Source organism: Mycolicibacterium alvei (genome assembly GCF_010727325.1).
Taxonomy (GTDB): Bacteria; Actinomycetota; Actinomycetes; order Mycobacteriales; family Mycobacteriaceae; genus Mycobacterium; species Mycobacterium alvei.
Genome location: NZ_AP022565.1, coordinates 2088890 through 2113524 on the forward strand (window position 1 = coordinate 2088890; position 24635 = coordinate 2113524).

Consider the following 24635-nt stretch of genomic DNA (forward strand, 5'->3'; position numbering starts at 1 on the left):
ACCGCAGCCAGATCCTGTCGGTCGGCACCGAGCAGCCTGGCCGAGGTCAGCGAGGTGTGCCGCCACCGTCGACGATGATCACCTGCCCGGTCATGTAGCTGCCGGCGTCCGAACACATCAAGAGCGCGGCACCGACCATCTCGTCCGGGGCGGCCAGCCGATTCATCAAGGTCCTGCCCTTCATGAGATCGATGGCCTCCTGCGGGTTGTTGCGCATCATGTCGGTGTCGACGGGGCCCGGGGCCAGGGCGTTCACCCGGATACCCAGCGGCGCGAACTCGGCCGCCATCGACCGGGTCACCGACATCAGCGCGGCCTTGCCCGAGGCATAGATGGACAGCGCAGGTGCGAAGTTGAACGCTCCGACCGACACCATGTTCAGCACGGCTGCCTTCGGGCTCGCCTCCAGCTGTGGGAGTGCGTGCTGCACCAGGAACACCGGCCCACGCAGGTTCACCTCATAGGACTTGGCCCAGGCCTCCGGCGTCATCTGTCCCAACGGCTGGGCCAGCGCGTTGGCGGCGTTGTTGACCACCACGTCGATCCCGCCGAACTCGGCGACCGTGCGCTCCACCAGTGCGCCGAGGTCGTCGACGTTCCCGCTGTGTGTGGGCACTCCGATCGCCTGTCCCCCCAGCCCACGCAGGTGCTCGGCAGCCCGGTCGCAGGCCTCGGGCTTGCGGCTGGCAACCACCACCCTGGCGCCGGCCAGCGTAAAGCCCTCGGCCAGAGCCAATCCGATGCCGCGGGTGCCACCGGTGACGATCACGGTCCGGTCGGTCATGTCGAAGAGGTGGTCGAAAGTCTCACGGTTCACCCCGTCAGTAGACATCACCGCGGTCCACTCACGTCGGCCTTCAGCCCAATAGCCGGGCGCTCACGAATTCGCGGTCCTCGCCGGTGATCGGGTCGGTGAACTCCAGGCGATGGGCCAACAATTGCAGCGGATCGTCGAAATCATCGGGAGCTACGTCGATCACGTTGGGGTACAGGGAATCACCGATGATCGGCAGTCCGATCGAGGCCATGTGTACCCGCAGTTGATGAGTCCGCCCGGTACGCGGTGTCAGGCGGTACATCCCGTCTCCCAGCTCCTCGACATACGTCTCGGCGTTGGGCTCACCGGGTTCGGTGAACGCCTGTAACTGCCCGCGTTGCTTGATGATCCGGCTGCACAGCGTGGCAGGCAACGGCACCGTCGCCGTCCCCTCGGTACAGGCCAGATACGTCTTGCGCGTCCCGCCTTCGGCGAACAGTCGCTGATAGCGGCCTCGGACCTCACGACGCACGGTGAACAGAAGCACGCCCGCGGTCAACCGGTCCAGCCGATGCGCGGGGCTCAGTTCCGGTAGGTCCAGTTCACGGCGCAGCCGCACCAGCGCGGTCTGCGCCACGTGCCCGCCACGTGGCATGGTGGCCAGGAAGTGGGGCTTGTCGACCACCACGATGTCGTCGTCGCGGTACAGGACCGGGATGTCGAAGGGAACCTCCACCTCGTCGACCAGGTCGCGGTAGAAGTAGACGTGCGCGCCGACGGGCAACGTCGTCGTCGCATCGACGACCCTGCCGTCGGGTAGAACCACCTCTCCGGCAAGTACTTTCGCGCCGAGGCCGAACCGCGCCTGCAGTTCGTCGTGCACGTTGCCACCCAACAGCCGCAGCCGCGCCGGGCCGAGGCCATCACGCACCGGTAGCGGCGGCGATGAACGCTTTCTCAATTGAGCGGCACGGGCTCGAGGATCTCGGCGCGGGCTTCGGGGGCGGCCTGGCGCAGCGCATCGGCGGATTCATCGTCGGGTTGGGTCTGGGACAACACCTCGGCCTCCACCCGGGCGATATACGTGGCGACCTCACGGTCGACATCCTCGGCAGTCCAACCCAGCACGGGCGCAACCACTTCGGCGACCTCGCGGGCGCAATCGACGCCGCGGTGCGGATACTCGATGGCGATCCGCATCCGCCGGGCCAGGATGTCCTCCAGGTGCAGCGCCCCCTCCGCCGCGGCGGCGTAGTAGGCCTCCACCTTGAGATACACCGGGGCATCGGTGATCGGTTCGAGGAGGTCGGGCCTGGCTCCGGCTGGTTCGCTGGCCAACTTGAGCACCTCACCGATCAGCGAGCCGTAACGGTCCAGCAGGTGCCGGACGCGGTATGGATGCAACCCGTATTGCTTGCCGACGTATTCGGTCTGGTTGATCAGGGCGAAGTACCCGTCGGCCCCCATCAGCGGAACCTTCTCGGTGACCGAGGGCGCCACCCGGGCCGGGATGTACTCTGCGGCAGCGTCGATCGCGTCGGCCGCCATCACCCGGTAGGTGGTGTATTTCCCACCGGCGATCGCCACGAGTCCCGGAGAAGGCACTGCCACGGCGTGCTCTCGTGAGAGCTTGGACGTCTCCTCGCTCTCGCCGGCCAGCAGCGGACGCAACCCGGCATAGACGCCGTCGATGTCGTCGTGGGTCAACGGGGTCACCAGCACGGTGTTGACGTGTCCGAGGATGTAATCGATGTCGGCCTTGGTCGCGGCGGGGTGCGCAAGGTCGAGATTCCAGTCCGTATCTGTGGTCCCGATGATCCAGTGCGTACCCCACGGAATCACGAACAGCACCGACTTCTCGGTGCGCAGGATGATCGCCACCTCGCTGACGATCCGGTCGCGCGGCACCACGATGTGCACACCCTTGGACGCACGCACCCGAAACCTGCCGCGCTCCTTGGACAGTGCCTGGATCTCGTCGGTCCACACGCCGGTGGCGTTGACCACGACGTGGCCGCGGACGTCGGTGGTGGCCCCGTCCTCGGAATCCCGCAGGGTCACCCCCACGACGCGATCGCCCTCGCGCAACAGCGCAACCACCTGGCTCGACGAACGCACCACCGCGCCGTAGTGGGCCGCGGTGCGAGCCACGGTCATGGTGTGCCGGGCGTCGTCGACAACGGTGTCGTAGTAGCGGATTCCGCCGATCAGCGAGCTGCGCTTGAGCCCCGGCGCCAGCCGAAGCGCCCCGGATTTCGTCAGATGCTTCTGCGCCGGAACGGATTTCGCTCCGCCGAGCTGGTCGTAGAGGAAGATCCCGGCTGCGATATAGGGCCGCTCCCACCAACGGTTGGTCAACGGGAACAGGAACGGCAGCGGCTTGACCAGATGCGGCGCGAGCGTGGTCAGACTCAGTTCACGCTCGTACAGGGCCTCACGCACCAGCCCGAACTCCAACTGCTCGAGGTAGCGCAGGCCACCGTGGAACATCTTCGAGCTGCGGCTGGAGGTACCGGATGCGAAATCCCGCGCCTCGACCAGCGCGACTTTCAATCCTCGGGTGGCCGCGTCGAGTGCCGCGCCGGCGCCAACGACACCGCCGCCGATCACCACCACGTCGAACTGTTCATGGCCGAGTCGTTGCCAGGCTTGCGCCCTGTGCTGCGGTCCGAGGAAGGTTTGCCCGTCGCCCGGTGCTGAGATCGGGTCAGTCACGATCCCCAGGCTACGTGGGAGGCGTGGGATCCGCCCGATTCCGCCTAGGTCGTGTCTGTTAATTGCGGACTCGGTGGAAGGTGATGATCGCGGCCAGGGTGACTCCGCCGAGGTATGAAAGGGCGTACTTGTCGTAGCGGGTGGCGATGGCTCGCCAGTGTTTGATGCGGTTGAAGCACCGCTCGATGGTGTTGCGATGCTTGTAGATTCGCCCGGCGAATGCTGGTGGCCGTCCGCCTTTGCTGCCCTTGGCTTTGCGGCGTTCGATCTGATCACTGCGTTCGGGGATGGTGTGCGCGATCTTCAGCTGGCGTAGCCGCGCCCGGGTCGAGTCGTGCGAATAGGCCTTGTCGGCCAGCAGGCGGAACGTGTTGATATCGGTGTCGGCAAGCAGGTCCAGCAGTGGCCATAGCATCGGATTGTCGCCGGCCTGGCCAGCCGACAGCACCATGGCGACCGGACTGCATCGTTGGTCGGCCAGCGCATGGATCTTGGTGGTCAACCCGCCCGGGAACGTCCAATGGCGTGGTCGTCAGGCTCGTCGGGGTACTTCTTGTAATTCGATAGATCCCCCTGTGTGCCGCCCCGGGCGTGCACCAGCAGCATGCTGATGCACACGTACGCTGGTCGAATCCACCGACAGCAGCAGTTCGGCCAGATCAGCGTCGGTGTCATCAATATCGTTAGCGATCGCTGCGAAGATCCGTGTGTAGGTCCCATCGGTGGACCAGCGCAGATGTCGTTCGGCTACCGACTGCCAGGCACCGAACTGCTCGGGTAGATCGCGCCACGGTGATCCGGTGCGGAAACGCCAGATAATGCCTTCCAGCGTCAGGCGATGATCATTCCACGGGCGGCCCCGCCGTCGGGCGGAGGGCAGCTCCGGCTCGATCGCCGACCACAACTCATCAGAAATCACACCTGTACGTATCACCTAAACAGCATCAGTCACAACACTGTTCACATTAAGCAGACACGCCCTAGGCCGGTGTGGCTGCCGGCCAGTACCGTGCCGTCGGCGCCGAGGTGCAGGCCGTGCAGGTGATCGAGTGCCGGGGTCAACGTCACACTGGGCGCGGTTGACTCGGTGGCCGAGACCGACTCGGCGGTTGTGGTGGGTGGTTCGCTGGTTGAGCACCCGACAAGCACAGCCGCCGCAGTAGCCGCGACGAGGACGGGCGTCAACCGGCGCAGGAGAACTTTCGCCATCAAAATACGGAACTCGTTTCGGATCGGTCAGGTACGGGCCAGGCGGTTCGGGTCGAGGTCGAGGCGGCGCAGTAGTTGGGCATTGAGGGCGACCACGATGGTGGAGATGGACATCAGGATTGCGGCGACGGCCGGGGAGATCGCGATGCCAGCGAAGGCGAGCACACCCGCGGCCAGTGGGACGGCGAGGATGTTGTAGCCGGTCGCCCACACCAGGTTCTGCCACATCTTCCGGTAACTGGCGTGGGAGAGTTCGATGATCGACAGCAGCGCCCGTGGATCGTTCGCCGCCAGCACCACCCCGGCGGATTCGATCGCCACATCGGTGCCGGCCCCGATTGCCACTCCGACGTCGGCTCGGGCCAGGGCTGGGCCGTCGTTGACGCCATCGCCGACCATGGCGACCTTGTGGCCTCGTTGCTGTAGCTCGGTGACCTTGGCGTCCTTGTGTTCGGGCAGCACCTCTGCGAATACCTCGTCGATGCCGAGATCGGTGGCCACCGCGTCGGCGACCTGCCGAGCGTCGCCGGTGATCATCGCGACTTTGACTCCGCGGGCGTGCAGGGCGTCGATCGCTTGGCGGGATTCTTCGCGGACTGCGTCTTCAAGCGCGACCGCGCCGAGCACCTGATCGCCTTCGGCGATGTGTAGGACCGAGGCGCCTCGCCGCACCCACTGCTCGGTGATCGCGGTGACCTCGGCTGGGACCGACAACGACAGCGCGGTAAGCATGGCGGGGCCGCCGACGGTCACCTCGCTGCCGTCGACGACTGCGCGTACTCCTCGTCCGGGTAGTGATCGGAAGTTGGTGGCGGTGATCTGATCGGTCGCCGGGACGCGGTCCTCGGCAGCGGCCACGATCGCCTGAGCGACGGGATGTTCGCTGTCGGCTTCGACCGCGGCGGCGCGAGCCAGCAGATACGACTCGTTGATCCCGTGGGCGGTCGTGATGCCGGTGACCTGGTGTCGGCCCTGGGTGAGGGTGCCGGTCTTGTCGAACAGCACCACCCCGACGGTACGCATGCGTTCGAGCGCGAGACGGTCCTTGACCAGTACTCCGGCTTTGGCGGCGCGTTCGGTGGACAGCGCGATCACCAGCGGGATCGCCAATCCCAGGGCGTGGGGGCAGGCGATGACCAGCACGGTGACCGTCCGCACCACCGCTTCGTCGATGTTGCCGAGCAGCGCCCACACCACGAATGTGACCAGACCGGCGATGGCGGCGAAGTAGAACAAGAACGCCGCAGCCTTGTCCGCCAGCGCCTGCGCCCGCGAAGAGGAGGCCTGGGCGGCGGCGACCATGCGTTGGATGCCTGCCAGGGCGGTGTCCTCACCGATGGCGGTGACCCGCACGCGCAGGGCGCTGTCGGTGGCGACGGTGCCGGCGACCACGGTGTCACCGTCCTCGCGGGTGACGGTCTTGGATTCGCCGGTGATCATCGATTCGTCGACTTCGGCGCGCCCGTTGACAACGGTGCCGTCCGCGGGGACCCGAGCCCCGGCCCGCACGAGCACCACGTCGTCGAGGGCCAACTCCGACAACGAGATTTCCTGAGTGCCGTCGTCGGTGATCTTCTCGGCGGTGTCGGGAAGCATCGCCGCCAGCGCGTCGAGTGCGCCGGATGCCGAGCCGAGGGCGCGCATTTCGAGCCAGTGCCCGAGCAGCATGATCACGATCAGCAGCGCCAGTTCCCACCAGAAGTCCAGATTGAACCCGCCGAGGCCGAGGGTGGTGACCCACGAGGCGAGGAACGCGACGCTGATGGCCATCGCGATGAGCAGCATCATCCCTGGCCGGCGTGAGCGGAGTTCGGCCCAGCCGCCGGTAAGGAACGGCATGCCACCGTAGACGAAGATCACCGTGCCCAGCACCGGCGGAATCCACATGGCGCCGGGGAAGTCGGGTATGTGGTAGCCGAGCAGTTCGGCGACCATGTGGCTGAAACCCACGACCGGTATCGACAGGATCAACGACACCCAGAAGCGGCGGCGGAACATCTCCCCGTGCGTGCCGTGTCCTGCGTGCCGGTCGTGGCCGCCGTGCTCTGCGGACCCGCCGAGGTGGGCGAGGTGCTCCCCGTGCCCGGCATGTGCATCGTGGGCGTCGGTGGGCGGGCTCTGTGTGGGGATACCGTGATCGTGTTCGGCCAGCTCCCAGTGGGGGGGTCCGTGTTCCGGGTGTGACATCGAAAGCTCCTGACTGTGGCGGACCGACGGTGGTGAGCTGGGGCGTTACAGGCTGCTCAGCAGCTGACGCATCGTCTCGATCTCCTGCTGCTGGGTATCAATGATGCTGCGGGCCAACGCCACCGCGTCGGGGAACTGCCCATCGTCGACCTCGGTCTGCGCCATCTCGACGGCGCCTTCGTGGTGGGCGATCATCTGCTCGAGGAACAGGCGGGCAGCGTCGGTGCCCTGGGCCTGCGAGAGGGCCTGCATGTCCTCTGCGCTCATCATCCCTTTCATTCCGCCCATGCCCGATTCCTCGTCCATGCCGGGCATGTCGTGATGCCCCTCGGGCATCGACGTGGGTGCACCCCACTGTTCGAGCCAGGACTCGAGCTGCTCGATCTCCGGACCCTGGGCGGCCTTGATCTGCCCGGCCAGCGTGGTCACCTCGACGGGGATGTCCTCTTTGGCCAGAATCATGTCGCTCATCTCGATCGCCTGGGCATGATGTGGGAGCATCATCTGGGCGAACATCACATCAGCGTCATTGTGCGCCGCCGCCTCCTCGACAGAGGTGCTCACCGAGGGCGACGCGGGGGAACTCGCCGCGGTGGTTTCGGTGTCGGAGTTACTGCAGGCAGCGGCGGCGAACACCACGGCCAGGGCGGTGGCGCCGACGGCGAGACATTTCTTGTTCATCGGGTGTGTTCCTTTCTCGAACAATTACGGGTATCGGGACGACCGAGTCCGGTCGCCGCTGGGCGACTGCCGGGATCAGGCCAGGTAGGACACGGTGGTCATCATTCCGGCTTCCTGGTGGTAGGCGTTATGGCAGTGCAGCGCCCATTGCCCGGGGTTGTCGGTGTCGAATTCGATCTCCACGGTGCGCATCGGCCTGATGGTGACGGTGTCCTTGCGCAGTCCGGTGTCGGTCAGCGCGAAGGTGTGTCCGTGCAGGTGCATCGGGTGGAACATGTCGGACATGTTCCGCATCCGCATGCGCACCCGTTGTCCCGCGTTGACGTTCAGTGGCGGGACGTCCGGATGGGTGCGGCCGTTGAGGGTCCACCGGTAGGGCGACATGGTTCCACCCATGTCGACGCTGTGATAAAGATCGTGATCCTGCTCGGCCAACCGCACATGGTCGCGGGGCGCGAGATCGGTGCCGAGCAGCACCCGCCCGTCCAGCTCACGCGGCCGGGGTTGAGGTGGAAGATCGCCGGTGGCGGTGCGCACCAGGGCCTGTCCGTGCCCGGTCTTGCCTTCGGCCTGGGCGAACAACGGGAACACGCCGTCGCCGAGGGTCACGAGCACATCAAAACGTTCGCCCATACCGATCAGCAGCGCGTCGGTGTCCTGCGGCACGACCGGGAAGCCGTCGGTGTGGGTGACGGTCATCCGATGCCCACCCAATGCGACCCTGAAAGCGGTGTCCGCGCCGGCATTTACGAATCGGACCCTTGCCCGCTGACCGGGTGTCGCGGTGAAGACCATCAGATCGTCGGGCACGCGCCCGCCGACCAGGAAATGGGGATAGCTCACGTCCCCTGCGCCACCGAGCAGTCGGGAGAGCATTGTTTCCTCGCCCATGGTGCCGTGGCCCATCTCACCCATGCTGCCGTGGCCCATCCCGCCCAGGTCTTCGGCACCGTCACCGCTCCCGGCGCCGATTCCGAGTTCGCGGGCCACCTCGTCGGGGGTGCGGCCGGTGCCGTCGAGCCAGTCGTCGAGCACCACGACCCATTCGTGGTCGTAATCCCCCGGCTCGTGTGGATCGTCGATGATCAGAGCGCCGTACAGACCACGATCGAGCTGCACGCCCGAATGGGAGTGGTAGAAGTACGTGCCCGCGTCCGGGGCGGTGAACTCGTAGACGAACCGACCATCGGCGGCGATCGGGTCCTGTGTCAGCCCAGGCACCCCGTCCATGTCGTTGCTCAACGCAAGCCCGTGCCAGTGCACACTCGTCTCCACCGGCAGTTGGTTGTCTACCTCCACTCGCAGCAGATCCCCGGCGCGGGCGCGCAGCAGCGGACCAGGCAGAGAGTCGTCGTATCCCCAGGTAGTCACTATCCGGCCGCCGAAGTCCACCTCGACCGGACGCGACGTCAACCGCGCCGAAACCACCTGCTGGCCGGGGGTGCGGCGCTGTTGCTCAAGCCGACGCACCACGGGTGATGTTGCGCGTACCGGCGCACCGGCGGCCGCTCCCGGCCCGGAGCAGGCCGCCAGCGCCCCAGCACCGGCAAGCAACGAACCGATCAGAAAAGAGCGCCGGGGCAACCTAACCACGAACCTGCCCTCGCCGATCGGCTTTCGCAGCGGGGTTGCCGATCTGCGTCAAGACCTGTCGGCGGCCGACGAACTCCTCGGCGCCGATGTCGCCTCGGGCGAACCGCTCTTCGAGCCCCCGCAGCGGATCACCCTGTCGCCCGAGGCGAGCAGGACCGTCTGCGCGGTCGGTGCGGAACATCGTGGCTATCAGGTAGATCACCACCATCCAGAACACGAGCATGCACCCGACCATGACGGCCCATCCCGCCCAGCCGATGTCACCGACCCAGGCCATCATCGTCGCCTCCATCCTCGATTCGTGTCTTCAGCTTCGAGCGCCCACCCCAAGGATTCGATGGAGGTCGTATGAAGATTTGCTCAAGAAGCCCGTCCCGACGCCGGGACGGGACGGTGCTGGCGATGATGGACGCCATGACCTCCTCCGCTCGCATACCCGCACCGATCGGCGACCCGGCGACGGCGCAGCGCCCACCCACCGGCTTGCGGGCGATGATCATCGAAGACGAAACCCCGCTGGCAGACCTGGTCGGCTCATATCTCGAACGCGACGGCTTCGAGGTCACGATCACCGCAGACGGGGTCGACGCCGTTGCTCTCGCCCGACAGGTCGATCCCGACGTGGTCGTCCTCGACCTCGGACTGCCGGGCCTGGACGGGGTGGAGGTGTGCCGGCAACTGCGGACGTTCTCAGATGCGTACGTGGTGATGCTCACCGCCCGCACCGAGGAGATCGACACCCTCATCGGGCTGTCCGTCGGCGCCGACGACTACATGAGCAAACCGTTCAGTCCCCGCGAACTGATGGCCCGCGTCCAGGCGATGCTGCGCCGCCCTCGCCCTCGCACCACCGCACCGGGCTGGCCTGCGGGTGCCCTCCCCACCCGAACCTTCGGTGACCTGAGCCTCGATGTCGACGGCCGCGAGGTCGCCGTCGGCGGGACGCCGGTCGCCCTGACCCGCACCGAATTCGACATTCTCGCGGCGCTGGCACGTGATCCCGGCGTGGTGCTCACCCGCGCTCAGCTGATCGACGCGGTGTGGGGGCCGAACTGGATCAGCGACGAACACCTTGTCGCCGTGCACATCGGTCACCTGCGCCGCAAACTCGGCGACGACGCCACCCGCGGTCGCTATGTGCGCACCGTCCGCGGCGTCGGCTACCGGATGGGCACCGGCACATGAACTCCCCGATCTCCGCTACGCGAGGATCAGTGCGGCGCACCTTCGCCGGGTCGAGCTTTGGTACCCGATTGTTTCTCGCCCTGACCGTGGTGGTGATCGGCTGCGCCGTCAGTGCTTGGCTCGTGGCCTCCGCACTCGCGCCCGGAATCTTCCAAGATCACCTCGGGCAGGCCGGCATCGACCACAACTCCAGCCAGGCCAGTCACGTTGAAGAAGCCTTCACCTGGTCGATCGTCCTCGCGTGGGGGCTGGCCGTCGCGATCGCGGTGCTGTTGGCACTGGCGGTGAGCTGGTACATCACCCGGCGGGTGCAACGCTCTCTGACCGCCGTGACCACCTCAACTGCACGGATCGCCGCAGGCCGCTACGACACCCGCATACACAGCCCCGGACTCGGCCGCGAATTCGACGAACTCACCGTCACCGTCAACGAAGTTGCCCGCCGCCTCGAAGCCACCGAAAGTACCCGGCGCCGGATGCTCGCCGACCTCGGTCACGAAATGCGCACGCCGATCGCCACCCTCGATTCCTACCTCGAAGCCCTCGAAGACGGCGTCCGCAGCCTGGACGAGGACACCGTACAGATCCTGCGTGCCGCCACCCACCGGCTCGACCGCCTCGCCGAGGACATCACCGCCGTCTCCCGCGCCGAAGAACATCTCACCCGCATCCTCCCGGTACCCACCACCACCACAACCCTGATCACCGCCGCCGTCGACTCCGTTCGGACACGCTACGACGAGAAGGGCGTCACCATCGAGGCCCGCATCCACCGATCCGTGCCGGTCACCGTCGACCCGGACCGGTTCGGGCAAGTACTGGGCAACCTGCTCGACAACGCGCTGCGCCACTCCCCCACCGGCGGGACCGTCACCATCACCTGCCAGCAGACCCACCCCACCCACGCCGAGATCGTGGTCGCCGACACCGGAGAAGGTATCGCCGCCGAACACCTCGGCCACATCTTCGACCGCTTCTACCAAGCCGACCTCGCCCGCAGCCGTCGCCACAGCGGCAGCGGCATCGGTCTGACGATCACCCGCGCGCTGGTCGAAGCCCACGGAGGCCGGATCAGCGCCGACAGCGACGGCCCCGGCCACGGCGCACGGTTCACCATCGACCTGCCCATCACCGGCACTCCCCGGGCGTAGTGGCGCCACATCGCGCAGTTTGGCGCGTCCTCGGGCGTGAAAGCCAACCGAAACCGGCGTAGCACACCATCCCCGACAGCCCTCAAGGAAAGGTTGAAAGCCCCTGTCGCGGAGACGAATTCGGTGCGGACTTCGGAACTCTTCAAAGACTCGCGAAACCAACGGCTGCCGCTAACGGATCTTATCCAGGGACCATTCGGCCAGCGCGGACACATGGATGCCCGCTTTCCTTCGTAGCGAGAATCACCCGGTCGACGCGTTTCTGAGAAACCCCAGGCGCGGGAACGCAGATTCGACAAGTTCGGCGACCTACACTCGCAGCAGCATAACCAAATAAGCAGTTGGTTGGACTTACTGAAATGTTCAATGACGGCACCGGCGGCGGCCGCGCGTAGCGAAGACGGCGACGGTGCGACTCGACCACCCCGGGTTACATGGCCGGCGCTGTCAGCGGCACGTACCGTCAGCAGGTACTGCCGAACCAGTCGGCTGTCGGTCGAACTGCCGTTGGCACTCTATACATCGAAGGGTCAAGTCCAGGGACGTGGCGTCGAGCTGGGATCCCGGACGGCGGTCGCGGCACGCAATTTATCCATATCCACCAGCTTGATTTGCTGGATAAGTTCCTCGAGCACGCGAGCCGACAGCGCGCCCGGTTCCCGATAGATCAATACGCCGTCACGAAATACCAGCGTCGTCGGAACGTCGGCTACTCCGGCGATTTGAGCGAGGTGCTGTTGCTGATCGGTATTGACGTCGGCGTGCAGCACCGCGGGATGTCGTCGTGCCGAGCGGTCGTAGATCAGTTCAAAACCATCGCCGCCGGGGCTTCCCACTGACCAGAAGTGCACTAGGGCAATGGGTTTGAGAGCCAACGCCGATTCCAGGTTGTCGAGGTCGAGGTGCATCCGTGGCATTGCGGTCCTCCTGCGGATCAGCGCGCGCAACTGAGTGAAGCAGTCCGGTCAGCTAAGGGTTCAGTATGCCATCGCAAATCCCCGCTTGGGCACATACCTGCCGGGGGTATGGTCGGGTCATGTCATCGGTCACCACTACGACGTCGTCTGGGATCCGGCCACCGGGCGGTGGCTGGTGGCGGGCTGGGTCGGCGCGCACCACACTCATCGCCGTTCTGTCCACAGTGCTGCTGGCCGCGGTTTTGGCGGGCTGTTCTGGTGGTGACACCGGGCAGGCCGGGCAGTCACCAACCAGTCCCGTCCCACCGGAGCCGACCCCGGTAGCGGGGTCGGTGTGGGTTGCCGACGAGATCGGCAACAGTCTGACGGTCCTCGATGCGGCGGCCAACACGGTGGTGACCACCCTGACCGGCATCCAAGGACCGCACAACGTCCAGGTCGGGCAGGACGCCGCCACGGTGTATGCAACCAGCGTCGGAACCGACACCGTGGTGGCTATCGACGCCGATACCTACCAGGTCAGGGCGACCGGCCAGACCGGGCACCACCCGGCGCATGTGATCGAGGCGCCCAACGGCAAGGTCTATGTGGCCAACGCCGACGACGGCACGGTGTCGATATTCCAGAGTCAAAGCCTGCAGCCGCTGGGCCTGATCGAGGTGGGTGGGATGCCGCACGGTCTACGCGCGGCCAGTGACGGCTCGGTGATCGTCGTCGCCAATCACATGACCGGGGCGCTGGATGTGATCGACGCCCAGACCGATCAGATGCAGTTCTCCGTGCCGGTGGGCGACGGGCCGGCGCAGGTAGCGGTCAGCGCCGACGGACGTTACGCCTATACCGGCATCACCGAGCCGGCGGCGGTGGTGAAGGTGGATCTCGACGCGCGCACGGTGGCCGGCAGCGTCGCGGTGTCGGCGGCCCCGGTGCAGGTCTACCTCACGCCCGACAACGCGACGGTGGTCTCGGCTGACCAGGGCACCCCGGATGCCCCCGGGCATGCGGTATCACTGATCGACACGGCCACGATGACCGTGCGTACCACCGTCGCGACCGGTGCTGGGCCGCACGGTGTGGTGATCGACCCCGCGGGGACGCTGGCCTGGGTCACCAACAGCTACGACAACAGCGTCTCGGTCGTCGACCTGGCCGGCCAGACGGTGTCGGTAACCATCCCGGTCGGCGAGGGACCCAACGGCATCAGCTACTCACCGCGAACGCCGGGATCCAGCACGCCCACGGTTGCGCTGGACCTCCCTGCACCTGCCGCCGTGACCGACGAGGACGGCAGCGCCGAGTCGCCGCACCAGCCAGGGCATCGGTGACCTGGCGCAAATCGTCCGGCCTCGCTGGTCGGCGTCGTTTTTCAGCTCAGCGGCGGAGGCTCAAGCCGTGGGATCTGCGCGATCGGAGCCCGGACCGGATGGACCGACGACTGCCGCGGCCCGTGCGGCGCACGATGGAAGCAAGCACAACGGTGTCAAGTCTGCTGAGAGCAAAGTGCTGTCGTCAGGACGCAATGGGAGTGCTGTACCGGGCGGTCGGAGGCGGTCAGTCTGCTGTCGCGATGGGTCCGGTGGCCGGTAGAGGTTGCAGGCGGCCCGTGCGGTCGAGTCGGTAGAGAGCAGTCGCGGACAGTAGTCCGATCAGTGCGAGCCCTACCCACACGAGTTCGTCGACGCCGGCGAGGTGGGCAGCGTGCATCAGCGATCCCGTCGCAAGGTTGCCGGCGAGGATTCCGATCCCGACGATGGTGTTGTAGAAGCCGTAGTGGGTGCCGACCAAGCGACCGTCCGCCAGCGACACGACGGTGTCCATCTCGAACGGAAACACCGCCGCGGAACCGACCGCCAGCAGCCCCGCTGCCACCAGCAGCGCGGCCACCGCCGCGCCGTGGCCCAGGCGCTCGCTGTCGGGTATCACCATCAGTGGGATGAACGCCGCGCTCAAGACCGCCAACCCGACCACCAAGGATCGCCCCGGCCGCCAGCGTGCGGCGAACCAGCGGGTGATGCGCATTTGCCCAAAGACAGCCACCACACCTGATACGACGAAAATCCCTGCCACGATGAGCGATTGGTCGCTCGGGGCGAGTATCCCGGCCTGCAGCGGCAAAGCAAGGTAGACCTGGAATGACAGCACGTAGGAGCCGATCATCGCCGCGGCGAACAATATAAATGACCGGTTGGCTGCCACGGTGCGCCAGTCGACCAACACCGAAGTTGTCCCTGCCGGCACGTCGGTGCTGTGCTGGGGCAGTGCGAACAGTTGGGCGATGGTCAACAGTGCGAATACGACCGCGGCCGCTGCGGCAGTGACGCGAAAATCGAGCATCATCAGCGCCAGCCCCACCAGCGGGCCGGCCAGGATGCCGGCCTGGTAGAAGATGTTGAACACCGCGAACGCCTGCACGCGGCGCGGCCCGGCGTCAACGGCCAAGTAGGCCCGAACCGCGGGGTTGAACAGCGCACCGGCGAATCCGGTGGCCGCCGAGGCGATAAGCAGCCCCGGCAGCGACTCGGCGATGACCAGCAACCCGAAACCGGCTGTGCGCAACAGGCAGCCGGCCACGATCAGCGGCTTGTAGCCGAGCCGATCGGCCAGGGTGCCCCCGATAATGAACATTCCCTGTTGGGAGAAGTTGCGCACGCCGAGCACCAGTCCCACCGCCCACGCGGCGAACCCTAGTGGGCCGGCGAGGTAGCCGGCCAGATAGGGCATGAGCATGTAGAACCCGAGATTGATCCCGAACTGGTTGATCATCAACAGTCGGCTCGGCCAGCCAAAGCTGCGGAACTGCGTGAGAATGCCGATCACCCCATCACCGCCACCGGGTCGACGACGTGGGTGCAACGGGTCCACGACGACACAATTCTGATGCGCGGATCGTCGATGACGGCCGGCTCAGGAGGCGGGACGACTCCGAGCAGGCCGTGGGCGCGGCAGTAGTCGTCGTTGTAGACGGTGTCGAAGTAGCGTTGCGGCCCATCGGGGAAGATCGCAGCGATGGTGGCGTCGGGTCCCAGCGTGCGTGCCGCCCAGCCGGCTACCAAGGCGACCGCTCCGACACTCCACCCACCGCTGGCGTAATGGGTGGCCGCCAGCGTGCGGCAGGCCCACACCGCCTCGGCCGGCGCCACCCAGTGCACCTCGCTGAACGCCGCGTAATCCACATTGCGCGGGTAGATACTCGAGCCCAGCCCGCGCATCAGCCGGGTGCCGGACGGCTGTCCGAAGATCGTCGATCCGACCGTGTCCACCCCGATCAACCGCAGCTCGGGATTGAACTCGCGCAGCACCCGTGCCACCCCGGCCGAATGCCCACCGGTGCCCACCGAGCACACCAGCACGTCGATGTGGCCGAGTTGAGCCTGCAATTCCAGCGCCAACGGCCGGTACGCCTCGACGTTGTCGGGGTTGGTGTACTGATCGGGGTACCAAGCGTGCGGATCGGCGCCCAGCAACTCGGCGACCCGGTCGCGCCGTGCTTGCTGCCACCCACCCTCGGGATGGGGCGAGCTCACCACATCGACCTGGGCACCGAAAGCCGTCAGCATCCGAGCGATGATGGGCTCCAATCCGGGGTCGGTGACCAGCGTGACCGGATGGCCGTACACCGTGCCGGCCAGCGCTAAGCCCAATCCCAGGGTGCCGCTGGTCGATTCGATGATGCGCGCCCCGGGTCGCAGTTCTTCGCGAGCCCGGCCCCGCTCGACCATGTACAACGCCGGGCGGTCCTTCATGCCGCCGGGATTGAAGCCTTCGAGCTTGGCCCAAAAGCCACGGCCATCGGTGGTGAACGGGGCGCCAAAGCGCAGCACCGGAGTCCGGCCGACCATCGTGGCAGGCCGGTCGCAACGGCCCAGGAAATGGTGGCGGGAGGCGTGCAGATGTGGGGGCTGAGCGGACAGAATGTGGTTCATGGTTTCGTCGCTTCCGAAAGGATGCCGCGGCATGTGTTGGGACGCGGCTGCGGGTACTGGCAGCGGTCACCGACGGCCCTGCCGGATAGGCAAGGCGATCTGGCGCGACACCGTCAGCGGCGCGCGATGCACATGCGGGTCAACCTCTGCCGACCGCTCCACACGGCGCCCCTGCCGCGAGGTGGCCCTCGCACTCCCCGCCATAGTCGGGGGCGCCACAGCAAGGCCACCAGGCCGATCGCGACAGCCAGACCCAGGGCCACCAGTGCGGTTGCTGCTCGGGGCAGCACGGCCTCGGCGACGATGTCAGGCACCACCGGCAGCGACCCGTTTTCGAAGTGCGGATGGTCAGCTGCGACAGCAAACTCGCCGTAGGGGCCGGCGACCGTCGCGTGCGGGCCATGAGACCCCGACGGCTCAGCGCTCCCCGATGCCCACCCGACGCCGATCACCATTACCAACAACCCCAGCGCCAGCGCCAGCGCCGCGATGGCGGCACTGTGCGTCGCGCGAGTTACGTTAGCGGTCGACGTCACAATGCGCTGACACTAACAGCGGATGCGAACCTCTCCCGCGTCTCGGATACTTGACGCCATCTTGTTATCGCACTGCGGCTCCCCGGTAGCCGATCGCCGATTTCGGCGTCTTCGACGGCTCCTGCACTGTGGTAACCACCCGACAGCCAACGCGAACCACGCCAGCAACTGTCGCCCCTGCCAATAAAGCTGCAGTTCTGCCAGTTACCCGCAGACTTGCTGCCGGGTCGCCCCAGACGATCGGGCACGCGATCAACGGGTACTGCACGCCGTGCGCGCGCACAGCGCGTTCGAAGGGTCGACAACACGCCGAAGGGGCGCGGCATTGTCTGGCCGCGAGCTGACCGGTGCCCTCCTGCGGCCGAGCCGAGATACGAACCTTGGAAGCGCCGGGCACATGCGCGCCGCTTAGCGCGCCGTCGACTAGGGCGTGTCTGCTTAATGTGAACAGTGTTGTGACTGATGCTGTTTAGGTGATACGTACAGGTGTGATTTCTGATGAGTTGTGGTCGGCGATCGAGCCGGAGCTGCCCTCCGCCCGACGGCGGGGCCGCCCGTGGAATGATCATCGCCTGACGCTGGAAGGCATTATCTGGCGTTTCCGCACCGGATCACCGTGGCGCGATCTACCCGAGCAGTTCGGTGCCTGGCAGTCGGTAGCCGAACGACATCTGCGCTGGTCCACCGATGGGACCTACACGGATCTTCGCAGCGATCGCTAACGATATTGATGACACCGACGCTGATCTGGCCGAACTGCTGCTGTCGGTGGATTCGACCAGCGTACGTGTGCATCAGCATGCTGCTGGTGCACGCCCGGGGCGGCACACAGGGGGATCTATCGAATTACAAGAAGTACCCCGACGAGCCTGACGACCACGCCATTGGACGTTCCCGGGGCGGGTTGACCACCAAGATCCATGCGCTGGCCGACCAACGATGCAGTCCGGTCGCCATGGTGCTGTCGGCTGGCCAGGCCGGCGACAATCCGATGCTATGGCCACTGCTGGACCTGCTTGCCGACACCGATATCAACACGTTCCGCCTGCTGGCCGACAAGGCCTATTCGCACGACTCGACCCGGGCGCGGCTACGCCAGCTGAAGATCGCGCACACCATCCCCGAACGCAGTGATCAGATCGAACGCCGCAAAGCCAAGGGCAGCAAAGGCGGACGGCCACCAGCATTCGCCGGGCGAATCTACAAGCATCGCAACACCATCGAGCGGTGCTTCAACCGCATCAAACACTGGCGAGCCATCGCCACCCGCTACGACAAGTACGCCCTTTCATACCTCGGCGGAGTCACCCTGGCCGCGATCATCACCTTCCACCGAGTCCGCAATTAACAGACACGACCTAGGTCGGGTCCCGGCGCCAAGCTGACTAACGGGCTCCACGGCCCGAGGAAGTGTCGGCGTCGGCGGGTAAGTCCCCTGGGGTGGTGGGGTTTCGGGCCTGAGGCTGACCCGGCCGGACTCTGTTCGGTGTGTCGTTGAGGGCTTTGGGGTGGGGCATCGCGTAGTGGTCATTGAGTTACCGACCAAAGTGACTCAAGCAAAGGACGCACCACGCGATGACCCAGGACCATTCTGCCTTGCTCGCCCAGCTCGATGCGCTCAAGTCCGCTGATGCCGGGGCGGTGTTCGCCGAGCTGATCCGCGCCGGGCTGCAGGCGTTGATCGAGGCCGAGGCCACCGAGGCGATCGGCGCCGCCGCTACGAACGCAGCGGCGATCGCAGTACGCATCGCAACGGGCACCGTCCCAAGACGGTGTCGACCACCGCCGGGGATATCGAAGTCCAGATCCCCAAACTGCGGGCCGGATCGTTCTTCCCGTCGCTGCTCGAGCGGCGACGCCGTATCGACAAGGCCTTGCACGCGGTGATCATGGAGGCCTACGTGCACGGGGTGTCGACCCGCAACGTCGATGACCTCGTCGCAGCGCTCGGTGTCGGTTCGGGGTCTCGAAGTCGGAGGTCTCACGCATCTGCGCCGGCCTAGACAAGGAGATCGAGGCCTTTCGCACCCGCAACCTGACCCACACCCAGTTCCCGTACGTCTTCTGCGACGCGACGTTCTGCAAGGTCCGTATCGGGGCTCATGTGGTATCCCACGCTTTGGTGGTGGCCACCGGGGTGTCCATCGACGGCACCCGCGAGGTGCTGGGCACCGCCGTTGGTGACAGCGAGTCCTTCGAGTTCTGGCGGGAGTTCCTGGCTTCCCTCAAGGCCCGCGGGTTGGCCGGGGTGCACCTGGTGATCTCCGATGCCCACGCCGGGCTCAAGGCCGCCGTCGCCCAGCAGTTCGCCGGATCCTCCTGGCAGCGGTGCCGGGTCCATTTCATGCGCAACCTGCACGGCGCGGTGGCCGCCAAACACGCCCCGGCGGTGACCGCGGCGGTCAAGACCATCTTCGCCCACACCGACCCCGCCGACGTCGCCGCCCAATGGGACCAGGTCGCCGACACGCTGTCGTCGAGCTTCCCGAAAGTGGCCACAATGATGGACGAAGCGAAAACTGACGTGCTGGCGTTCACGGCGTTCCCACGCGGACACTGGCAAAAGATCTGGTCGAACAACCCCATCGAACGCCTCAACAAGGAGATCAAACGCCGCGCCGATGTCGTGGAAATCTTCCCCAACCCCGCAGCATTCCTGCGGTTGGCCACCGCCGTGGTCATCGAAGCCCACGACGAATGGCAAGTCACCCGCCGCTACCTATCCGAGGTCTCCATGGCTGAACTGCGCAAAGTCATCGCCGCCAAACACGCCGCCGCCCAAACAGAGACCGAACCGGTTCCCGAACAACGCCAAATCGCCTAGCATTCACCACGACTCGTTGATCACCACGCGTGAACCCACGCCGATCCGAAGTCCACCACCCCAAGGGGCACTATCGCGTCGGCAGGCGACCCGACCCCATTTTCACGCCTACGAGGCGTCACGCAAAGGGATAGGGAGCTGACTACCAATGCACGTGTTACCAATTCCGCAGGGTGGCCCGGCGTTGGCGTTGCACGGTGGGCCTAGCCTAAAACCTCCCGGTCTCAATCACGGGGAACACGCCAACCTGACCCACCGACGATGAAAGACCACCGGCCCCAGGAAAGCCCGCCCCACCCGGCGACACGGGACAGCATCGCCATGCCACCAAGCGAAAACCACTACCCAGCAACACAATTCAGCAGCCGAACGGTGCCAGCATCAACTTCGATGCAAAATCGAGGCTAGAGTTAGGCTAGAGTCGAATATTGGGCGCTTGTCGAGCCTAGCGGTGAGCAGGTGGCAACAGGTCGGTATCTACCATGTCCAGACGGACTGATCCTCGGGCGGGTAGTTGGCGCACACATCGGTGGTATGGGCGGCGACACCCTTGTTGTTGAAGAGCAGCTTCGCGTGATTGGGCCATGCCGCCGTCAGGGGATCGGCGAAGTTGGTGACCACTTCCTCCGAGTAAGCTCTGCGCCCGGCGTAGTCCATCGAGAAGAACCAGTGCATCTTGTCTCGAGTAGCCCGCTGAATCTCGGGTGACTTGTTGTTGTAGTCGATCATGTACCGCTCGTAGTACACCGGATCGGCATCGCGAGCAGCGGCCATGACTTGCTCGGCTGTGCACGCCGTCGTCAACATCCGATTCGGGATTGGATAGTCATCGGTGGCGTCGGCCAAGGCGATTCCCGGAAAGGCCAGCGCGGCGCAGCCTAGCAAGGCGATCCCGAGGATCGTCTTTCGTAACATGTTGTCGCGCTTGCTATCGCGCCGCTTGTTCTAGGATCGGCCGCTGGTCGGGACAGTATGTGCGCAGTGCGGCGCCAAGGAATTGCCACGCTTGCTCGGTGGTGCTGCCTGTTTGCAGATTGGTGTAGACGAACTGGGCCGACCTCTTCGCATCGGTGTCCACGCCGTTGCGTAACCGCTTACAGACGATCTTCCCGATCCAGGCGTTGTAATCGTTTTGGCCGTAGATGCCGTAGGTGTGCAGCTCGTCGGCGAAGTTGGTGTCGACGTCGGCCTGCGCGGCCGGGGCGAACGCGACTGCCGTTGCGACTGCGGCAGTTCCAAGAACCGTCCACTTCATGGCGTGTCTCCCGCCGGACCCGTTCGCGCCACCTCCGGGGTTCTTGGCCACGGCGACGGCACAGGCCGCGGACGCACTCGCTGCGGCCACCAGAACCAGCGCCCGAGAAGCGCTGCGATGGACGGAGTCATGAACGCCCGCACGATCAGCGTGTCGAACAGCAAGCCGAGGCCGATGGTGGTCCCGATCTGGCCCAGAACTCGCAAGTCGCTGAACACGAAGGACGACATGGTTGCGGCGAATACCAGGCCTGCCGCGGTCACCACTGAGCCGGAGCCCCCCATTGCACGGATAATGCCGGTGTTCAATCCTGCGCCAATTTCCTCCTTGAGCCGGGAAATTAGCAGCAGGTTGTAGTCGGAACCTACTCCCAGCAGCACGACGACGGCCAGCGCGAGCACGATCCAATACAGTTGGATGCCGAAAATATGTTGCCAGACGAGCACCGACAGCCCGAAGGAGGCACCCAAAGACAGCGCGACTGTGCCCACGATGACCAATGCGGCGACCAGGCTGCGCGTGACGAACATCATCACGAGCAGGATCAGGCTGATTGCGGCTATTCCGGCGATCATCAGGTCGTACGTGGCGCCATCTTGGATGTCCTGGTACGTCGCAGCGGTGCCGGCCAGGTAGATGTCGGCCCCCTGCAGCGGGGTGCCCTTCAGCGCCTCTTGCGCTGCCTGCCGGATCGGCTCGATATGCGAGATGCCTTCGGGGGTGGCGGGATCACCGTCGTGGGTGATGATCATGCGAGCGGCCTTGCCGTCGGGCGAGAGGAACATCTTGAGCCCTCGCTGGAAATCGGGGTTGTTGAAAGCCTCTGGCGGGAGATAGAAGAAATCGTCGATCTTGGCGGCGTCGAAAGCCTGACCCATGGCCGTCGAGTTTTCGGTCATGGCCGCCGTCTGGTCGTAGATACCGGCTATCGTCGAATGATTCGACAGCGTCAGTTCGTAGTTCTTTTGCTGGCTGGCGATCTGGTCGGGGATCAACGCCACCAGTTCCGGCTGAATCGCGTCGAGTTTGTCCAAAGTCTGTTTGACCTTGTCGAGCTGCTCGGTGAGCCGGTTGATGCTGTCGAGTGAGTCGAAGGCAGATCTGCCCGCAGCGCAGGCCGGGATGTTGTAGCAGTGCGGCTCCCAGTAGAAGTAGTTGCGGATCGGCCTCAGGAAGTCGTCGACGTTGGCCATGTTGTCCCGCAGTTCGTTCAACGTGGCGGTCGTTTCCTGAAAGCTTTCGGCTTGCTCATGGGTCGCGGCGGCCAGCTCTTGCTGCAGCGCGTGTTGACGCTGCAAGGTCTCGATCGATTTCGCAAGCTCGTCGGCCTGGGTCAGCATGTCGGCGGCGCGGTCTTGTTGGTACGTCAGGTTCATGACCTGGCCGGTGTTTTGCATGCTGATCTGGAAAGGTATCGAGCTGTGGTCGATCGGCGTTCCCAACGGGCGGGTGATGGACTGCACACCGGCGATACCGGGCAGGTGAAAGACGTTCCTGGCCACCCTGTCCAAGATCAGCATGTCGGCCGGATTGCGCATGTCGTGATCGGCCTCGATCATCAGCAGCTCGGGATTCAGCCGGGCCGGCGAAAAGTGGCGTTCCGCGGCTGCGTATCCGACATTGGCCGGGGCGCTGGCAGGTATGTAGTGACGAACGTCGTAACTCGTCTCATAACCTGGCAGGGCGAGCAGACCGATGAGGGCTATCGCGCCCGCCACCGTGAGGATGGGCCCGGGCCAGCGGACGATGGCCGTGCCGATCCGCCGCCATCCGCGTGTCCGCATTTTGCGTTTGGGTTCGAAAAGCCCGAAATGACTTGCCACGGTAAGCACGGCGGGGGTCAGGGTGAGCGCGGCCGCAAGCGCCACGAGGATGGCGATCGCGACGGGAACCCCCAGGCTCTGAAAATACGGTAGCCGGGTGAAACTCAGGCAGTACACCGCTCCGGCAATGGTCAAGCCGGAGCCCAGGACAACGTGGGCGGTGCCGTGAAACATGGTGTGGAAGGCCGCTGGCCGATCCTCGCCGGCCGCGCGGGCTTCGTGATAACGGCCGACGAAAAAGATCGCGTAATCCGTACCGGCGGCGATCACCAGTAATGTCAGCAGATTCGTCGCATACACCGACAGTCCGATGATTCCGGAGTCGGCCAGCAGCGCTATGACTCCCCGGGCGGCCGCCAACTGAACGAGGACGACGAGCAGCACCAGGAACATCGTCACGACGGAGCGGTAGACGAAGAACAACATCACCGCGATCACGAGAAGGGTGATCAGCGTGACCTTCACCGTGCCCTTGCTGCCTACGCCGAACTGATCGGCCAGCAGCGGCGCCGGTCCCGTGACATAGGCCTCGACCCCATCCGGGGGCGGTGTTTCTGCCACGATGTCGCGCACGGCTGCCACCGACTCGTTCGCCAACGCCTCGCCTTGATTACCGGCGAGATAGACCTGCACGTAGGCGGCTTTGCCGTCGGTGCTCTGCACGCCCGCCGCGGTGAGCGGATCTCCCCAGAAGTCCTGGATGTGCTCTACGTGTTTGGTGTCCCGCGAGAGCTTTTCGATCAGAGCGTCGTAGAAGTGGTGAGCGTCCTCGCCGAGGGGCCGATCGCCCTCCAGGACGATCATGGCGGCGCTGTCGGAATCGAACTCCTCGAACACCTCGCCGATGCGTTTCATCGCCTGCAGCGACGGCGCATCTGTCGGGCTCAGCGCCACGTTGTGTTCTTCTGCGACTACCTCCAACCGTGGTACGGCGACGTTCGTTATCGCGGCGAGGCCCACCCAGAACAAGAGGATCGGCACCGACAGTCGGCGAAGCATCCCCGACAGCGACATCGACGAACCGTGCTTGTTGCTCATGAGGACTTGTCCAGGCAGAAGGTGTAGGCGTTCACTCGGTTGACGGTCCTTTCGTCGGTGACCACACCGTTGACCGTGATGCGGCAACCCAGGGAACTGCTGTCACCCTGCGCGACCACATTGGCGAAGACGGCGGGCTGAGTCGTCGTGATGGTGTGCGCCCAGGGCAGCGGCGCGTCGACGACTTCCTGCGGCTGGGCATTGACGTCCAGGTAGTTGATCGTTGCCACGGTGCCGGGCGCGCCGAACACCTCGAGGACGACTTCCTTGGGGTTGAAAGGGATGATCTCGTTTGAGATGCCGCTGTCGGTCGAGACCCGGCCGTGGGAGCCGAAGAGCCCTTGCAGCCGGTAGATGCTGAAGCCCGCGGCGGCGACGACGACCACGGCGACCAGCAGCATCCACCCGCGTGTGACCAGGCTGCCAACTGAAATCCGTTTCACCCCTTGACCTTTCGATGACCAGCAGCGTCGCCGCTCGTGCGAGGCCATCTTCCGTGGTGTGGAGCCGGGATCGGCGGGATGACGGTAGGGTACCGAGATCGCCGGCGCATCCCTGGTTTTGCTGTGCCACGGGACAGGAACCGGGCCCGAACGTGGTCAGGCCGAAAGTCAGCGCCAAGCGACTGCCGAAAGGGTCTTCGACTGCGCCGCCCAGGCAGCAATCGCAGCAAAGCGAACACAAGAGGGTACTCGTCCACAATCAAGGACTGCCGGCGCAGCTCACGATACGCCCTGGCGCGCGATGTGGGGCACGCATAACTTGCCGAGGCCATCTCCGCGACCACGGTCATCAACGCACGCGGCTGATCGCCATGGCGGCAGCCTGCCGCAGTGTCTGG

The 24635-nt window shown here is 65.4% G+C and carries 19 protein-coding genes and 3 pseudogenes; 5 read left to right on the plus strand and 17 right to left on the minus strand.

Going from position 1 to position 24635, the window contains the following annotated elements:
• Positions 1 to 46: 46 nt before the first annotated feature.
• The 9 genes and pseudogenes from G6N44_RS10035 to G6N44_RS10075 form a co-directional block, all read right to left on the minus strand.
• Positions 47 to 817, minus strand: coding sequence for an SDR family NAD(P)-dependent oxidoreductase (locus G6N44_RS10035; RefSeq protein WP_163663602.1), 771 nt, complete (start codon positions 815 to 817; stop codon positions 47 to 49).
• Positions 818 to 857: 40 nt separating this feature from the next.
• Complete coding sequence (locus G6N44_RS10040) at positions 858 to 1718, minus strand: pseudouridine synthase (RefSeq protein WP_163663604.1); 861 nt, start codon at positions 1716 to 1718, stop codon at positions 858 to 860.
• Positions 1715 to 3472 carry a glycerol-3-phosphate dehydrogenase/oxidase gene (locus tag G6N44_RS10045; protein ID WP_163663605.1) on the minus strand — a complete coding sequence of 586 codons (1758 nt, stop codon included), beginning with the start codon at positions 3470 to 3472 and terminating at the stop codon, positions 1715 to 1717. The genes G6N44_RS10040 and G6N44_RS10045 overlap by 4 nt, the downstream gene beginning before the upstream one ends.
• Positions 3473 to 3530: 58 nt before the next feature.
• Positions 3531 to 4406 (minus strand): annotated as a pseudogene (locus tag G6N44_RS10050) (IS5 family transposase).
• Between the two features lie 26 nt (positions 4407 to 4432).
• On the minus strand, positions 4433 to 4681 hold the full coding sequence (locus G6N44_RS29175) for a hypothetical protein (protein ID WP_179964504.1): 249 nt from the start codon (positions 4679 to 4681) through the stop codon (positions 4433 to 4435).
• Positions 4682 to 4708: 27 nt separating this feature from the next.
• Positions 4709 to 6868 (minus strand): heavy metal translocating P-type ATPase, encoded by a 2160-nt coding sequence (locus G6N44_RS10060; RefSeq protein WP_372508227.1) that lies wholly within the window; start codon positions 6866 to 6868, stop codon positions 4709 to 4711.
• A 45-nt stretch (positions 6869 to 6913) separates the two neighbouring features.
• Positions 6914 to 7549: a DUF305 domain-containing protein gene (locus G6N44_RS10065; RefSeq protein ID WP_126335086.1), complete on the minus strand. Its 636-nt coding sequence runs from the start codon at positions 7547 to 7549 to the stop codon at positions 6914 to 6916.
• A 75-nt stretch (positions 7550 to 7624) separates the two neighbouring features.
• A complete protein-coding gene (locus tag G6N44_RS10070) occupies positions 7625 to 9142 on the minus strand; it encodes a multicopper oxidase family protein (RefSeq protein ID WP_126335087.1) in 1518 nt (505 codons plus the stop codon).
• The gene (locus G6N44_RS10075) at positions 9135 to 9434 is read right to left on the minus strand and encodes an SHOCT domain-containing protein (RefSeq protein ID WP_126335088.1); all 300 of its coding nucleotides are present in this window, start codon (positions 9432 to 9434) and stop codon (positions 9135 to 9137) included. Before G6N44_RS10075 ends, G6N44_RS10070 begins: the two co-directional genes overlap by 8 nt.
• Before the next feature lie 200 nt (positions 9435 to 9634).
• Here G6N44_RS10075 and G6N44_RS10080 point away from each other — a divergent pair, with 200 nt between their 5' ends.
• Together G6N44_RS10080 and G6N44_RS10085 are read left to right on the plus strand one after the other, a co-directional pair.
• Positions 9635 to 10327 (plus strand): response regulator, encoded by a 693-nt coding sequence (locus G6N44_RS10080; protein ID WP_126336958.1) that lies wholly within the window; start codon positions 9635 to 9637, stop codon positions 10325 to 10327.
• A complete protein-coding gene (locus G6N44_RS10085) occupies positions 10324 to 11478 on the plus strand; it encodes a sensor histidine kinase (RefSeq protein WP_126335089.1) in 1155 nt (384 codons plus the stop codon). Before G6N44_RS10080 ends, G6N44_RS10085 begins: the two co-directional genes overlap by 4 nt.
• Before the next feature lie 530 nt (positions 11479 to 12008).
• Here G6N44_RS10085 and G6N44_RS10090 read toward each other — a convergent pair.
• Positions 12009 to 12386: a thioredoxin family protein gene (locus G6N44_RS10090; RefSeq protein ID WP_126335090.1), complete on the minus strand. Its 378-nt coding sequence runs from the start codon at positions 12384 to 12386 to the stop codon at positions 12009 to 12011.
• 128 nt (positions 12387 to 12514) lie between these two features.
• Here G6N44_RS10090 and G6N44_RS10095 point away from each other — a divergent pair, with 128 nt between their 5' ends.
• Positions 12515 to 13720, plus strand: coding sequence for a YVTN family beta-propeller repeat protein (locus tag G6N44_RS10095; RefSeq protein ID WP_126335091.1), 1206 nt, complete (start codon positions 12515 to 12517; stop codon positions 13718 to 13720).
• Between the two features lie 226 nt (positions 13721 to 13946).
• On the opposite strand, the gene G6N44_RS10100 is transcribed toward G6N44_RS10095, so the two are convergent.
• From G6N44_RS10100 to lpqS, 3 genes are all read right to left on the minus strand, one after another.
• Entirely contained in the window at positions 13947 to 15158 is a 1212-nt protein-coding gene (locus G6N44_RS10100) for an MFS transporter (protein ID WP_276005827.1), read from the minus strand.
• 50 nt (positions 15159 to 15208) lie between these two features.
• A complete protein-coding gene (locus G6N44_RS10105) occupies positions 15209 to 16318 on the minus strand; it encodes a PLP-dependent cysteine synthase family protein (protein ID WP_126335093.1) in 1110 nt (369 codons plus the stop codon).
• Positions 16319 to 16431: 113 nt separating this feature from the next.
• Positions 16432 to 16854 carry a putative copper homeostasis (lipo)protein LpqS gene (lpqS, locus tag G6N44_RS10110; protein WP_126335094.1) on the minus strand — a complete coding sequence of 141 codons (423 nt, stop codon included), beginning with the start codon at positions 16852 to 16854 and terminating at the stop codon, positions 16432 to 16434.
• 473 nt (positions 16855 to 17327) lie between these two features.
• Between lpqS and G6N44_RS10115 the strand changes: the two are divergent.
• Together G6N44_RS10115 and G6N44_RS10120 are read left to right on the plus strand one after the other, a co-directional pair.
• A pseudogene (locus G6N44_RS10115) lies at positions 17328 to 18202 on the plus strand (IS5 family transposase).
• Positions 18203 to 18429: 227 nt separating this feature from the next.
• Positions 18430 to 19678: pseudogene (locus G6N44_RS10120) on the plus strand (IS256 family transposase).
• A gap of 477 nt (positions 19679 to 20155) precedes the next feature.
• On the opposite strand, the gene G6N44_RS10125 reads toward G6N44_RS10120, so the two are convergent.
• The 4 genes from G6N44_RS10125 to G6N44_RS10140 are packed head-to-tail and all read right to left on the minus strand — an operon-like array spanning position 20156 to position 24195.
• Complete coding sequence (locus G6N44_RS10125; protein ID WP_163663607.1) at positions 20156 to 20593, minus strand: DUF5078 domain-containing protein; 438 nt, start codon at positions 20591 to 20593, stop codon at positions 20156 to 20158.
• 13 nt (positions 20594 to 20606) lie between these two features.
• The gene (locus G6N44_RS10130; protein ID WP_163663609.1) at positions 20607 to 20933 is read right to left on the minus strand and encodes a DUF732 domain-containing protein; all 327 of its coding nucleotides are present in this window, start codon (positions 20931 to 20933) and stop codon (positions 20607 to 20609) included.
• The gene (locus tag G6N44_RS10135; RefSeq protein ID WP_163663611.1) at positions 20930 to 23794 is read right to left on the minus strand and encodes an MMPL/RND family transporter; all 2865 of its coding nucleotides are present in this window, start codon (positions 23792 to 23794) and stop codon (positions 20930 to 20932) included. Before G6N44_RS10135 ends, G6N44_RS10130 begins: the two co-directional genes overlap by 4 nt.
• Positions 23791 to 24195, minus strand: coding sequence for an MmpS family transport accessory protein (locus G6N44_RS10140; RefSeq protein WP_163663613.1), 405 nt, complete (start codon positions 24193 to 24195; stop codon positions 23791 to 23793). The genes G6N44_RS10135 and G6N44_RS10140 overlap by 4 nt, the downstream gene beginning before the upstream one ends.
• Between the last annotated feature and the right edge of the window lie 440 nt (positions 24196 to 24635).

Excerpts from the sequence above, each read along its gene's own strand:
- G6N44_RS10075 (WP_126335088.1), bottom strand. The coding sequence starts at position 9,434 with ATGGAGGCGACGATGATGGCCTGGGTCGGTGACATCGGCTGGGCGGGA.
- G6N44_RS10105 (WP_126335093.1), bottom strand. The coding sequence starts at position 16,318 with ATGAACCACATTCTGTCCGCTCAGCCCCCACATCTGCACGCCTCCCGC.
- G6N44_RS10065 (WP_126335086.1), bottom strand. The coding sequence starts at position 7,549 with ATGAACAAGAAATGTCTCGCCGTCGGCGCCACCGCCCTGGCCGTGGTG.
- G6N44_RS10135 (WP_163663611.1), bottom strand. The coding sequence starts at position 23,794 with ATGAGCAACAAGCACGGTTCGTCGATGTCGCTGTCGGGGATGCTTCGC.
- G6N44_RS10085 (WP_126335089.1), top strand. The coding sequence starts at position 10,324 with ATGAACTCCCCGATCTCCGCTACGCGAGGATCAGTGCGGCGCACCTTC.
- G6N44_RS10095 (WP_126335091.1), top strand. The coding sequence starts at position 12,515 with ATGTCATCGGTCACCACTACGACGTCGTCTGGGATCCGGCCACCGGGC.
- G6N44_RS10140 (WP_163663613.1), bottom strand. The coding sequence starts at position 24,195 with ATGCTGCTGGTCGCCGTGGTCGTCGTCGCCGCCGCGGGCTTCAGCATC.
- G6N44_RS10060 (WP_372508227.1), bottom strand. The coding sequence starts at position 6,868 with ATGTCACACCCGGAACACGGACCCCCCCACTGGGAGCTGGCCGAACAC.
- G6N44_RS10090 (WP_126335090.1), bottom strand. The coding sequence starts at position 12,386 with ATGCACCTCGACCTCGACAACCTGGAATCGGCGTTGGCTCTCAAACCC.
- G6N44_RS29175 (WP_179964504.1), bottom strand. The coding sequence starts at position 4,681 with ATGGCGAAAGTTCTCCTGCGCCGGTTGACGCCCGTCCTCGTCGCGGCT.
- G6N44_RS10130 (WP_163663609.1), bottom strand. The coding sequence starts at position 20,933 with ATGAAGTGGACGGTTCTTGGAACTGCCGCAGTCGCAACGGCAGTCGCG.
- G6N44_RS10080 (WP_126336958.1), top strand. The coding sequence starts at position 9,635 with ATGATCATCGAAGACGAAACCCCGCTGGCAGACCTGGTCGGCTCATAT.
- G6N44_RS10100 (WP_276005827.1), bottom strand. The coding sequence starts at position 15,158 with ATGATCAACCAGTTCGGGATCAATCTCGGGTTCTACATGCTCATGCCC.
- G6N44_RS10125 (WP_163663607.1), bottom strand. The coding sequence starts at position 20,593 with ATGTTACGAAAGACGATCCTCGGGATCGCCTTGCTAGGCTGCGCCGCG.